General features: G+C 68.6%; 8 protein-coding genes. 6 read left to right on the forward strand and 2 right to left on the reverse strand.

Features of this window, described 5'->3' with window-relative positions:
- Positions 1-72 precede the first annotated feature (72 nt).
- On the forward strand, positions 73-6495 hold the full coding sequence (locus U8525_RS28760) for an RHS repeat-associated core domain-containing protein (RefSeq protein ID WP_374269902.1): 6423 nt from the start codon (positions 73-75) through the stop codon (positions 6493-6495).
- Between the two features lie 224 nt (positions 6496-6719).
- On the opposite strand, the gene U8525_RS28765 is transcribed toward U8525_RS28760, so the two are convergent.
- On the reverse strand, positions 6720-6947 hold the full coding sequence (locus tag U8525_RS28765) for a hypothetical protein (protein ID WP_374269903.1): 228 nt from the start codon (positions 6945-6947) through the stop codon (positions 6720-6722).
- Between the two features lie 52 nt (positions 6948-6999).
- Between U8525_RS28765 and U8525_RS28770 the strand changes: the two genes are divergently transcribed.
- From U8525_RS28770 to U8525_RS28790, 5 genes are all read left to right on the forward strand, one after another.
- Positions 7000-7656: an IS30 family transposase gene (locus U8525_RS28770; RefSeq protein WP_374269904.1), complete on the forward strand. Its 657-nt coding sequence runs from the start codon at positions 7000-7002 to the stop codon at positions 7654-7656.
- Positions 7657-7923: 267 nt separating this feature from the next.
- A complete protein-coding gene (locus tag U8525_RS28775) occupies positions 7924-8208 on the forward strand; it encodes a hypothetical protein (RefSeq protein WP_374269905.1) in 285 nt (94 codons plus the stop codon).
- Positions 8209-8431: 223 nt separating this feature from the next.
- Positions 8432-8812, forward strand: coding sequence for a hypothetical protein (locus tag U8525_RS28780; protein ID WP_374269906.1), 381 nt, complete (start codon positions 8432-8434; stop codon positions 8810-8812).
- Positions 8813-9158: 346 nt separating this feature from the next.
- Complete coding sequence (locus tag U8525_RS28785; protein ID WP_374269907.1) at positions 9159-10328, forward strand: FIST signal transduction protein; 1170 nt, start codon at positions 9159-9161, stop codon at positions 10326-10328.
- A gap of 16 nt (positions 10329-10344) precedes the next feature.
- Entirely contained in the window at positions 10345-12567 is a 2223-nt protein-coding gene (locus tag U8525_RS28790) for an ATP-binding protein (protein ID WP_374269908.1), read from the forward strand.
- On the opposite strand, the gene U8525_RS28795 is transcribed toward U8525_RS28790, so the two are convergent.
- Complete coding sequence (locus U8525_RS28795) at positions 12564-14012, reverse strand: POT family MFS transporter (protein WP_374269909.1); 1449 nt, start codon at positions 14010-14012, stop codon at positions 12564-12566. The genes U8525_RS28790 and U8525_RS28795 overlap by 4 nt on opposite strands.
- Between the last annotated feature and the right edge of the window lie 8 nt (positions 14013-14020).

The following is a 14020-nucleotide window of genomic DNA, read 5'->3' on the forward strand; positions in this document are numbered from 1 at the left end:
CTCCAGGGGCTTGGCGTCTCTCTCTTCACTCCCATGGACCAGCAGGGCCGGTCCATGGTGGGAGACCTTCACTTGAAACGCATCCTCCTCGCAGTCCTCACGCTGTCCTTCATGGGGGGCTCCTGTGGCCCCACCACCTCGGAGCCCTCCGACTCCGCACTGGGGCCGCGGGCGCGGAACACGGGCCGGTTGATTGACCCACCCGCCAACACCCTGCTGCCCACTGAGATCGGCACCAACGGCAAGGCCGTGGGCAACGCGTCCGGGCTGCCCGGCGTCAGCGCGGACGGTACGGCCACCTATTCGCTGCCGCTGTGGGTGCCTCCGGGGCGCGCCGGCATGCAGCCCGAGCTCTCGTTGCTCTACCGAAGCGAGGGGGGCCAGGGTGTGCTCGGCGCAGGCTGGACGCTCACCGGCACGTCGCAGATCTCTCGCTGCTCCCAGATCCAGGCGCAAGACGGACGGACGGACGGCATCACCTTCACGTCCTCCGACGTCTTCTGCCTGGACGGTCAGCGGCTGGTCGCGGTCCAGGGCATCTACGGCGCCTCGGGCACGGAGTACCGCACGGAGCAGGAGAGCTTCACCCGCGTGGTGTCGCTTGACGCGGATGCCTCGGGGCCTGGCTCGTTCCGTGTCTACCTCAAGAACGGCCGCATCCTGACGTACGGCGGGCTCAACCAGTCCACCTTCGTGGGCGAGCGCATCCAGGTGAGCCCCCAGGGCGAGGATGGCTTCGTCACCACGCGGGACGGCAAGGAGAATCGGCTCAGCTGGTCCGTGGCCCGGGTGGAGGACCGCAGCGGCAACTCCATGTCCTTCCACTACACGCTGACCCACGATACCAACGACTCCAGCTACGAGCAGCTCCTCTCCCGGATCGAGTACGCGGCGTCCTCGGTGGGGGCGGGGCTGGCCGCCAACCGCTTCGTCGACCTCGATTACGGGCCCCGGCCGGACACCAGCGTGGCCTTTGTGGCGGGGCTGAAAATCAAGCTGAGCCAGCGGCTTGCGTCCATCACCCTTCGCGCCCCCAACCCCACGGTGGTGGGCCCGGTGAAGCAGTACCGCCTGCTCTATCACCCGACGAACGGGGCCCCCGAGGCCCTCTCCACGTTGGCCTCTGTGCAGGAGTGTGACGGCGCCAACGTCTGCCTGAACCCGATTACCTTCGAGTGGACGCCGGAGACGGCCACCTTCGATGACGTGGACACCGGCATCACGGACCTGATGCAGACCTACTCATCGGTCTTCGACTCGATTTTCTGGGTGCTTGAGGCCCAGGACGTGGACGGCGATGGGCGCGATGACCTGCTCTACCGGAAGCCTAACAACAGCGGAAAGTACGAGTGGATGCTGCGCTACGGGGCTGCGTCAGGCTATGGCCCGGGCGCCGTGGCCATGGGCCTGCCGGGCATCTGCAACGACGTCAAGGCAAACCACAATGGCCGGTGGGTGGACGTCAACATGGACGGCAGCCTGGACGTCAGCATCCTGGAGTGGAACCTCTGCGGCCAGCCGGGGCAGACGAGCTACCTCAAGCACCTGCGTCGGACAAACGGCCCCGGCTACAACTCGTACACGACGCTGGAGGACGACGGGAAGTGGGGCGACGATTTCTGGTACGCGGACCTGGACGGTGACGCGCTACCGGACCTCGTCCGGGTGCAGACCGTCAACAACCGCAAGGAACTGGGGTGGCGCCACAACATGGGCGGGAACCTCCAGCCGTTCCAGCTCATCTCCACGGGACCGCGCAACGACAACAACCAGTTCGTCGTCAACCTGGATGGCTCCGGGCGCACGAGCCTGCTGCTCATCGACTTGCGCCAGCTAGCGGGCTCGCCCGACCACTACGAGGAGGTGGGCCCGCGCTACTCGAGCGTGAGCCTGAAGAACGGTGTCTTCTCCAAGCAGGAGACGACGCTCGTGCGCACGGACGTCAACCACAAACAATACCTCTTCGCTGACCTCAACGGGGACGGGCTGCCGGAGGCCCTGCGCGTGGCCGAAACGGGTGGCGACATCGAGGTGCTGGTCAACACCGGCAACGGCTTTGCGCCCCCTTACCTGGTGGATTTGCCCACCGGTTTCGAGGTGGGCTCCTTCAGCAAGGATAACGGGCTGCGGCTGTTCGACTTCAACAACGACGGCCGGCAGGACCTGCTGCTGCTGGATGATGCGGGGGGCACGCGCTCCCACCCACTGGTGCTTCAGTCCACGGGCACGACCTTCGTCGCGACCCCGCTTCCGTTCGACATAGGGCAGACGACCCGCGAGGGCTTTAAGCTCTCCCAGGTGCTGGACGCCAACGGCGACGGGCTGCCGGACTTCACGCAGATCATCAACGGCTCGCTCCACATCTACACGCGGCGGGGGCCCCCGGCGCGCCTGCTGTCGGGTGTCGTGAACGCGGCGGGCGGTCGGGCGGAATTCACCTACAAGCCGCTCTCCGACGCCTCCGTCTACACGCCGGGCTCCGGCTGCGCCTATCCCCAGACGTGCGTGAAGAAGGGACGCTGGGTGGTGTCCGAGACGCGCATCGACGCGGGCGTGAACCAGCCGCTGCGCACCCGGCGCTATACCTATGAGGACGGCCGGCTCGACCTGCTGGGCCGCGGGTGGTTGGGCTTCAACGCCATCAACGCGACGGATGTCGCCACCGGCCAACTGGCGCGGACCGAGTTCGACAACCACACCCGGGTGGGGACCTTCTATCCCTACGCGCGCCAGTCCGTCGCCGAGTCGACGACGGTGACCGTGGGCGGTCGCGTGCTGAGCCAGACGCGCACGACGGTCCCGAACTCCAACCTGCGCCTGGGGCTGGGCGGGGCGTCCATCCTGACGGTGCTGCCTGCGTCCGGGCGCGTGGAGATGTACGACCGGCTGCCCACGGAAGGGCCCACCGTGGGGCTCACGCGTCGCATGAGTACGACGTGGACCTTCGACTGGACCTACGGAAACCTCACCGCCCGGTTGGAGGCCCTGCAGGACGGAGAGACGCGCAACTGGCAGTCGACGTACTTCAACGACGCCAGTCAGTGGCTCATCGGCCTGCCGGCCGTTGTCAGTGAGAACAGCTTCTCTCCGGACGTGGGGCTGTCCAAGACCCGGACGGTGTCCACCACCTACGTTCCGGGCACCACGCTGGTGGCGACGCGGACGGTGCAGCCGGGCGAGCCGACGCTGGAGCAGGTGACGACGTATCAGCGGGACCCGGACGGCCTCCTCCGACAGATTACCCTGTCGGGCGCCGGGATGGCCGCGCGCACGACCACCCTGACGTATGACGCCCTGGACCGCACGCACCCGGCGAGCGTGAGCAACGGGCTCGGCCACACGCTCAGCTACGCTTACCACCGGGGTATGGGGCTGCCGGCGGCGCGCGTGGACGCCAACGGTCTGTCCTCCACGTGGCAGTATGACGGCTTCGGACGGCCGAGGACCTTCACCGCGTCGGGCGCGGCGGCGCTACTGACGAACTACAGCGACTGCACTGCGACCCCCGGTTGTTTGCTGGAGGTCCACTCGCGCGAGGTGGTGGCGCTGCCCGCCAACCCGCAGGACACCCCGCTGGCGGCGGGCACGGAGAGCTATACGCGCCAGGATCGCCTGGGCCGCTCGCTGAGCGTGCGCACGCGCGCCTTCGGCGATGCGAATGGCAACGGCCTGGAAGACGACTGGGTGGAGAACTCGTTCGAGTACGACGCCCTGGGCCGTCAGGTGAAAACGTGGTTCCCCTCGCCCATGGGGGGGAACCCGGTAGCCACCTCGCTCACCTATGACAATCTGGACCGGCCGCTGACGCGGCTGCATCCGGACGGGACGACGGTGCGCTGGGCCTATGAAGGCACCAAGATCACGTACTGGGATGAGAAGAACCGTCCCTCGGTCACGTGGATGGACTCCGCGGGCCGGGTGAAGACCACGGATGACCTGCTGGGCACCCAGCACCTGCTGACGCAGTACCGGTACGACGCGTTTGGCCTGCTGGCCTCGGTGCTGGATGGCAACGGCTACGGGCCGCGCTTCGACTACGACAACCTGGGGCGGCAGATTGGGGTCCACGACCCGGACTCAGGCACGACGCTCACGTACTACAACCCGTTCGGCGAGGTCTCCAGCGAGACGGATGCCCGGGGGGACACGACGACCTACACGCGGGACGTGCTGGGGCGCGTGCTGACGGCGACGAACCGGGATGGCGTCTCGCGCTTCACGTGGGATGGCGCCCAGGGGCTGGGCATGCTCTCCACGCAGGTACAGGAGACGTCCGTGGGGAACATCTCCACGGCCTTGACCTACGACAGCCTCAGCCGGCCGGTGCAGGAGAATTGGAGCGTGCTGGGAGCGGCCTACTCCTTCACGCGGACGTATGACGCCCAGGGGCGTCTCCAGACGCTGAGCTACCCCCAGGTGGGGGGCCTCACGCTCGCGACCACGAACGAGTACACGAAGTGGGGGGCCCTGAAGTCGGTCCGTGACACCCAGCAGTCGGGCGTCACCTATTGGACGGCAGAGGCTCGCAACGGCCTGGGCCAGCTCACCCAGGAGCGCTACGGCAACAGCGTGAGGGGCACGCGCCGCTACGACTCCCGCGGGCGCGTGGTGTACATCGGCAGCAAGACGCGGCGCGTCATTCAGGCGCTGGCGTACGAGTACGACGTGGATGGCAGCCTGCGCAGCCGCCACGACCAGGGCCGCGCCACCACCGAGGACTTTACCTACGACTCCCTGGACCGACTGACGCGCTGGACCACGTTCCAGAACTGCCAAAAGTCGGTGGTGGACTACAGCTACGACACGACGGGCAACCTGCTCGCGCGCACCGTCTCCCAGGGCCCGGGTGAGAGCCTCTCGCTCTTCTACGAGCGGACTGGAGGCGCCGGCCCGCACGCGGTCACCCGCTCCTCCCTCGGCTCGTACACGTACGATGCCAGCGGCAACCAGCTCACCACGCCGGAGCGCTCGGTCGAGTACAGCACCTTCAACCTTCCGACGAAGGTGACGAAGAGCGGCCAGGACACGCAGTTCCGCTACGACGCGATTCACCGGCGTGTGGTGAAGCTGTCGCCCAACGGGGACATCACCATTTCCCTGGGCGGGCGCTACGAAGTCCGGCGCAAGACGGATGGCACGGCGCTGCACCTGTTCAACGTGCTGGGGGCCGAGGGGCCGGTGGCCCAGGTGGCGTGGAGCACCGACGCGGCGGGGAGCATCACTCAGACCCGGAAGCTCGACCTGCACAAGGACTCCCTGGGGTCGGTGGACACGCTCACCGACGAGAAGGGGAGCGTCATCGAGCGCATGCGGTACGAGCCCTTCGGCGGACGCCGCTACGTCAACAGCCTGTCCTTGCCGCTGACGCGGAGCGAAGCCAGCCGCGTGCATCTGGGCTTCACCGGCCACGAGACCGATGAAGAGCTGGGCCTCATCAACATGAAGGGGCGCATCTACGACCCGCAGCTCGGGCGTTTCCTCAGTCCGGACCCATACCTGCCGGCGCCCCGGACGAGCCAGTCGCTCAACCGTTACAGCTACGTCCTCAACAACCCGCTGCGCTACACGGACCCGTCAGGATTCTTGCCTGTGGAGATGCCCGTCATCATCTACGACAGCTGGTACGGCGGGTCTGCCATGGCGGGAGGGGGCGGCGTCTGGCTCTACACGGTCTACCGGGAGGACTACGGCGGTGGCAGCTACATGGAGGCCTTCCCGACCAACGTCGGTGACTTCCTGAATCAGCAGGGGAAGGTCATGATGCCTGATGGCTTCGCGTATTTCCTGTTGAGGGGAATGTCCGGTAGCTCGAAGGCAAGTCGTTCCGTCCAGAACACCCCGATGGGCCGGGGCTTCGGAGGCAACGCCTACAATGAGTTCGCGCGAGACCAGTTCAACCTATCTCCGGAAGAGCTCTACTGGGCCCAGAAGCGAGAGAGCGAGGACATGGACCGGTGGTGGGAGCGGGCCAAGATCCTGGGGCCCCTGTTCCTGCTCGTGACGGCTCCCGAGGCCGGTATCCCCGCAGTGTTATTGGCGGAGGCTTCAGCGAATTCCTCGGCGGCCGCCGTGTCGCAAGCCGAGGCCACCGCGGTGGCCAGTGCTACCCGGGTGGAGGCTGCGGGCGCAGCTGCCGAAACGGCGGCTGCTTCTGAAGCATCGAGTGCTTCCTTATCCGAGTCCGCAGCAGCTGCGGCCGCACAGGGTGGAGCGAAGGTGGTCGACGTCCTGCGGCCCGGCGGTAAGCTGATCGGACAGGCAGGAACCAGCTCTCAGATCCGAATTCTGCAGGGTGGCAAAGCCGAGGCTGAAGCGCTGTTTGGACAGTTGTCCAAGGGGGGCGAGGTGGTCGCGGGCAGCAAGTACCCCGGCACGCTTGTTCGCCTTCCCGATGGTGGGACGGTCGGCTTCAGGCCCGTGTCGACCAGTGGACCGCCGACGATCGACGTGACCGTCAAGGGACTGGGAATTCGCGAGATCAAGTTCATTCCGTGAGGCCGACATGCCCGATCAAACGCCCCCTAACCCTACAGACGAGCGCCTCACGAGCGAGGACCTCGCAGCACTCATCGTCGATGCGCTGCTTCGCGCAGGGCTACTCCGGGAAGCCGACACGGGTCGGGCTGTGGCAATCGCAACCGAGGAGATCGAGGTGAGAAAGACCCTGGGTGACTATTGATCGCAGATGCACGCGCAGGTCCCGAATAGCTTCTGCGAAGTCAGCCGCCTTGCGGCAGCGTGTCGCCTTCACGAAGTGTTGCCGCGCACGCTTTTTGATGGTTCCACGGCGTTCCACGGACCGGCTCGTTGATGGGCACCGCCAGCAAGCGCGCGAAACCACTGGAGTCCATCACGAGCGCGCGCGGCCGGGTGTCACCGCCGATGATGGCCTTTTCTTGAGGCGATTCCCTTTGGGGAATCGACGGTTGCAGCTTGAGCCGGAGCACGAGGCGGCTCAAGGCTGCCCGGAGGGCACCGCCGCCAGGCGGCCGTAGGGCCTTGAACCGACTCGGGATTCCGGCGTCCCTCATCCAGCCGGCTCACCCGTCCATCAACAAGCGTGCTCGGCAACACCTGCGTACGGGTCGGACCCAGCGCCGGCCCAGCAAGCGCAACGACGTGGGCGGACAGCTGCGCGATATGGTGATGCTCAGCCAGAAGCCGCCGGATGCAGAGGACCGCGCCGTCGCGGGCCACTGGGATGGCGACCTCATCATCGGCAAGGCAGGCAAGTCCGCTGTCGGCACCCTCGTGGAGCGCCACAGCCGCTACGTGATGTTGCTCGAGTTGCCGCACGGCCGGACGGCAGAGCGCGTCCACGAGGCCCTGACAGTGCAGATTCAGCGGCTGCCCGAGCACCTGCGCCGCTCGCTCACGTGGGACCAGGGCAAGGAGATGGCCGAGCACGCACGCTTCACCATCGACACCCAGGCACAAGTCTACTTCTGCGACCCGCACAGCCCCTGGCAGCGCGGCAGCAACGAAAACACCAGCGGTCTCCTGCGTCAGTACTTCCCCAAGGGCGTGGACCTGAGCGCCCTCTCCGGCAAGCAACTTGACGCCATCGCGCACGAACTCAACGGGCGCCCGCGTCAAACGCTTGCATGGCGAACGCCTGCCGAAGTATTCGCGTCAGCTGTTGCGACGACCGCTTGAGACCGCCGCGAGGGCTGCGCCGCAGCTTTCTACGACGGCGCAGCGTTCAATCCGTTCGCTTGAGGCGAGGCTCGCCGAGCACGAGTCCAAGTTGATTGCGTACCGGAGGGACCCGTTCGCGTTTGACAACCAAGGCCACCTGGCGCGGAATGCTGGTCGGCCCGAGGTTTAGCAACGCATCATTGAAGGTCGCATCCGTCACCTGGAAGGCGAGATTCAAAACTTCCAACAGCAGCTCGAACGGCTTCGAGCAGGAGGCGTCGAGCCATGAAGGTGCAAGTGGAGGTTCTGCGCGCAGCGCTCAACAAGCTCCTGGACCACGCCAAGGAGGCAAAGGGAGAGGCGATCGACGTTGATGTCGACCTGTACTGGTTCGTGCCCAAGGAAGTGCTGAGCGATCCCGCAGTGGAGCCGACCGGACTCACTCTCGGCTCCCTCGACGACGATTGGGCCGAGGTGGCGGCGATCGGCGACGGAACGAAGGATGCGTTTGGCTACGGGCTTGTGTGGGCATCGGCCGTGCTTCGCGCACTCGGAGATCGGACGCCGTAACGTTTGACCGTTCATCCCCACGCCAAGGCCGCGCCACAAGCCCCGGCTCCCACGCGGCATACGGGCAAGCCTGCGAAGACCCCTCCCACCGAACGGGTCGATCACGTTCACGACTACGAGCCGAACCCATACCACCCTGAAGGCAGACCCAACCGCATGCCTGGCAGAGCACCCACTCCGGCCGACTATAATGACTTCGGCTTCGGAGTCCCCTGGACTTGAAATGAGCACGTCCGAAGGCAGACAGGCGCTGGATGAGATCGCGGGGCACTGGGCCCTGCATGACGGGACGATTTGTGCGTTCGCGATCCAGACGGTGGCAGGAGTAGGGGTGGTCATCGACATCACCTGCGTCCCACGACCAGGGAGCCCCGTGGCGGAGCTCCGCCTGCGACTCAACGGGGTTACCCGGTTCGACCTGGGCTGGGACGCGGGCTCTGCGTTCTATTTCGTCCCGGGCTACACGGCCTTCATCCTGGAGTCGGGTTCGGTCTACCTCTCGCTCGACCCTTATGACGACAGGGCGGAAGCGCCCGATTCACAGGATGCCGGTGTCATCGAGGCGCGCCGCATCCACGCCGAGTTCGTCATGAAACAGACCTGATGAACGCCGGAGCGCTTCTCGAAGCGCTCCGGTGGACACGCTCACCGACGAGGAGGGGACCGTCATCGAGCGCATGCGGTACGAGCCCTTTGGCGGGCGCCGCTAGCGCGGAGGCAGGTGCGGCGGTGCCCCCAGGCTGAAGCGCATGATGCACGGCACGAACGAGGTGACGCCCGCGGCGGCGCCCACGCACCAGGAAGGCACCGTCCACCCGGCCACCTGAGCCGGGCAGGGCAGTCCTGCTGAAGCACGAACGCCGGAGCGCCCCCTGGGTGCTCCGGCGTTTTTCGTGGGCCCCGGACGCCCTGCACGCCCGCTCCCGCGTGGGTATCGATTCCTGGAGCCCATGCGGATCCAGATTGGAAAGAGCCGCTCGGCGGAGTGCACCACCGCCGCGCGGGAGGCGAGCCAGGAGGCGCTGCGAGGCGCGGACGCCCCCGCCTTCGCCCTCGTGCTGTGCACGGACCAGTACGACGCCGCGGCGCTGGCGTCGGCAGTTGGCGCGGCGCTCGGGGACATCCCCTGGGCCGGGGGCTGCGCGGCGGGCGTCTTCGCTGGGACGGAGCTGCTGCTCCAGGGCCTGGTCATCGCGCTCTTCCTCGGCGGCGACTTCCGCGTCGGCGTGGGCATGGGCGGGCCGGTCAGCGTGAGCCCGCGGGCGGCCGGGCGCGCGGCGGTGGCCGAGGCCTTCGGCCGGCTGCCTCCCAAGCCGCCCGGATACCGGCGGATGCTGTTCGTCCTGCCGGACGCGCTGAGCGGCAACCCGACGGAGGTCGTGCGCGGGGCCCAACAGGAGGCGGGCGCGGGCGTCCGCTGGGCGGGCGGCGGCGCGGGCAACGACGTCCGGTTCGTGAAGACGGCCCAGTTCACCCGGGGGCACGCCTATCAGGACCAGGTGGTCGTGATCGCCTTGGACGCCCAGTCGCCGTTCGGCGTGGGCCTCCAGCACGGCTGGTCTCCGTATGGTCCGCCCTCGCACGTCACGAAGGCCCGGGGCCCGACCGCCGTCGAGCTCGACTACGAGTGCGCCTTCGAGGTCTACCGGCACACCGCCGAGCGCAGGGGGGACGCCCTGGACGCGCAGCGCTTCCCCCGCTTCGCGATGACCCACCCGCTGGGGATTCCGCAGGCCAACGGCGAGTTCGTGATCCGCGACCCGCTGGCCGTCGAGCCCGATGGCTCGGTCCGCTGTATCGCCGAGGTCCCGGACGGCTCCCTGGTCCGCGTGATGGAGGGCCGGCGCGCGGAGCTGCTCGACGCCGCGGGCCGCGCCGCCACCCAGGCCCGGGAGTCGACCCCCGGCCCGCTGGGCGGCGCGGTGGTGTTCGACTGCGTCTCCCGCTACCTCCTCCTGGGGGAGGAGGGCGTCCGGGACGAGCTTTCGAGATTCCAGGACGCGCTCGGAGCGGGTGTCCCGGTCGTGGGCTGCCTGACCCTGGGCGAGGTGGGGGCCATGGGAGGCGGGGCCCCCCAGTTCCACAACAAGACATCGGTGGTGGTCGCCCTGCCTGGATGAGGGAGTGAGGTGGCGCATGGCGCACCATGGCGCGGACGGGGACCCCAAGCTCACCGAGGAGCAGCTCGCGCTGCTGAGCGTGCTCCAGGAGCTCACCGTCGCGGCGCTCGACCTGCTGGATCCCCACGAGCCCGCCGACGACTTCCTGGCCCGGGCCTCGGAGCGGCTGGGGTGCGCGGTCGCCCTCTGGCTCCAGCCGGATGCGCGGGGGCGGGTCGGGCTCCTGGGCGCGAGCGGGCTGTCCGCGGCGTCCCGCCAGCTCCCGATTCCGGAGCTGCCCCCGCGGCCGGGGCTGCCAGCGCCCCTCTGGGTCGACCTGCCCTATCCGGAGCTGGACTCGCCGGGGCTCGTGCGGTGGTCCGTGCCCATCGACGACGCCGGGGCCCCTCCCAGCGTGCTGCTGCTGTACTTCGACGGCGAGCCTCGGCTGCCGCGGCAATACCGGGGCATGATGGAGCGGCTCGGCGGCGTGCTCCGCACCGCGCTCGTCCACCGGCAGCTCTTCGCGCGGGCCCTGGACAGCGAGCGCGCGCTCCAGCGCGAGCGTGACTTCAGCTCGGCGGTCCTGGACACGGCCCGCGCCCTGGTGATCGTCCTGGATCCCGAAGGGCGGATCGTCCGCTTCAACCGGGCGTGCCAGGAGATGACGGGCTGCTCCTTCGAGGAGCTGCGCGGCGCGCACTTCTGGACGCGGCTCCCGCCGCCGGACGAAGCGGCGCGGATTGAAAGGAACTTCGCCATGCTCGCGGCCGGGCTGGGGAGCGAGCACACCGAGCATCACTGGCTGACACGCACGGGCGAGCGCCGCCTCATCTCCTGGTCCAGCAACGTCCTGCGCGGCGAGTCGGGCGCGATTGAGTACGTCATCGGCACCGGCATCGACATCACCGCGCACCGCCGGACCGAGCAGGAGCGCGACCAGACCTTCCAGCGGGAGCAGCAGGCGCGCGCCCGCGCGGAGGAGCAGGAGGGGCGGTCCGCGCTCCTGGCGGAGGCGTCCGGGCTGCTCACCGGCTCGCTCGCCCCCGAGGCCGCGCTGCGGAGCGTGGCCGCGCTGACCGTCCAGCGGTTCGCCGACTGGTGCGCGGTGGACTTGCTGGACGGAGGCCACGCCTTCCAGCGCATCACCGAGGCCCGCTCCGACGCGCTGCGCGCCACCGCGCCTGCGCGGATGCACTGCTCGCTGCCGGACCTGGAGGCCGAGCATGGCCCGGGGCGGGTGCTCCGCCTGGCCGAGCCGGAGTTCTGCCCGGAGGGCTGCGCCTCCATGTCGCTGGGCTGCGTCCGCGACGGACAGGGCCTGTCCGAGGTCGTCGAGTTCCAGTCCTGGATCTCGGTGCCGCTGCTCGCGCGGGGGCATGCGCTCGGCGCGCTCACGCTCGCCCGCCTGAAGGGCGGCGGCCGGTATGGCCCGGCGGACTTCGCGCTCGCGCAGGAGGTGGCCCGCCGCGCGGCGATGGCCCTGGACAACGCCCGCCTGTATCAGCAGGCCCAGCTGGCGATTGGCCTGCGGGATGAGTTCCTCTCCATCGCCTCCCATGAGCTGAAGACGCCGGTCACGTCCCTCCAGCTGTCCGTGCAGGGCCTGCTGCGCCTCGCCCGGACCGGCGCGCTCCGGACCGCGCCGTTGGAGGCCGTGAGCCACTCGCTGGAGGTCATCGAGCGTCAGGCGAAGCGGATGGCGAAGCTCATCAACACCCTGCTGGACGTCTCCCGCATCCAGGCCGGGCGGCTCGAGCTCGAGTTCGAGGAGGTGGACCTCGCCGCGCTGGTCCGGGACATCGCGGCGCGCTTCGCCCCCGAGCTGGCCACGTCGGGCACCCGGCTCCAGGTCCACGCCGACACGGCGATGCCGGGCGTGTGGGACCGGTCGCGGCTGGAGCAGATCGTCACCAACCTGCTCTCGAACGCGATCAAGTACGGCGAGGGGAGGCCCATCGAGGTCCGGGTGGAGGGGGACGCCGTGACGGCCCGCCTGGAGGTCCGGGATCAGGGCATCGGCATCCCGGCGGAGCGGCACGCGCGCATCTTCCGGGCCTTCGAGCGCGGGGTGTCGTCGCGCCACTACGGGGGGCTGGGCCTGGGCCTCCACATCGTGAACCAGCTCGTGGAGCGGCTGGGGGGCTCGGTCCGGGTCGAGAGCGAGGCGGGGCGGGGCGCCCTCTTCACGGTGGAGCTCCCCCGCCGGGTGCACCCCGCGTCACCCCCGGCGGAGCCGGCCGCGCGGGCGGGACCCTAGGCCGGCCTGGGCTCCACGGCGGGGTTGCGGCCGTCCATGGGGGCCTGCGCGTCCGCCTGGAAGTAGTCCCGCACCACGTAGCGGCGGGCCACCAGCGCCATGCCCACGCCGGCCGCCGCGGCCAGGGCCGCGTAGAAGAAGAACTGCGCGGCGCCCGTGAAGACGTTGAGCGCCGCGGCGATGGCCACCGCCACGTTCGCCAGCGTGTTCGTCACCAGCCACACGCTCTGGATGGTGCCCTTCATCTCCCGGGGCGCCTGCGTGTACGCGAACTCCAGGCCCGTGGTGGACACGAGGATCTCCGCCACCGTCAGCACGATGTACGGCAACAGCTGCCACGCGATGTTCAGCGTCTGGCCGCCCTCCATGGCCACCTGGAAGAAGCCCGCGATGACGAACGACGCGGCGCCGATGATGAGCCCCAGGGGCATGCGCCTGAGCGGCGTCAGCTCCCAGCCCATCCGCTGGAAGGCCGGGTACACCACGGCCGTCAGGAAGGGGATGAGCAGCATCACCAGCATGGGGTTGATGAACTGCATCTGGCTGGGCTGGAACACGATGCCGCCCACGTTGGGGTCCATGGACCGCGCCTGCACCACCCAGGTGGACGCCTTCTGATCAAACAGCATCCAGAAGAAGGGCACGAAGGGCAGGAGCAGCGCGGACACGCGGAACACCGCCTTCACGCCCTCCACCGCCTCCGCCGGGTGCTCCGCCTTCGCCCGGTCCAGCCAGGTGCCGCCCTCCACGGCCCGGCCCCGGGACGCGCTGGCCAGCACCTTGAAGAACGAGTGCGGGTTGCGGCCCGTGGGCGGCACCAGCACGTAGTGTTTGCGGCCCGCCCAGAAGATGACCGTCGCCAGGAACATCAGGATGCCCGGCACGCCGAAGGCCACCGCCGGCCCGTACTTCTGCATCAGCAGCGGGATGAACAGAGACGCGAAGAACGACCCGAAGTTGATGGTCCAGTAGAAGATGGCGAAGACCTTCTTCACCAGGTGCTTGTTCTTCTCCGTGAACTGGTCGCCCACCATCGCGGACACGCACGGCTTGATGCCGCCGGAGCCGATCGCGATCAGCGTCAGGCCCGTGTAGAAGCCCGTGGCGTTGTCCTCGAAGAGCGCCAGGCACGCGTGCCCGCCGCAGTACACGAGGCTCAGCACGAAGATGGTGTGGAACTTCCCGAAGAAGCGGTCCGCCAGGTAGCCGCCGATGAGCGGGAAGAAGTACACCCCCGCCATGAACAGGTGCATCAGGCTCTTCGCCTGCGCCTCCCGCGCCGCCGTCTCCGGCACGTGCGTGCGCAGGAGGTAGTCGATGAAGAACACCGTGAGGATGTTCCGCATCCCGTAGAAGCTGAAGCGCTCACAGGCCTCGTTCCCGATGATGTAGGGAATCTGGGGCGGGAAGCGCTGGGCGATGGGGGCGGTCGAGGTCTCGGCCATGCCCCCAC

Origin of the sequence: Corallococcus sp. RDP092CA, from assembly GCF_041903675.1 — a bacterium.
Taxonomy (GTDB): domain Bacteria; phylum Myxococcota; class Myxococcia; order Myxococcales; family Myxococcaceae; genus Corallococcus.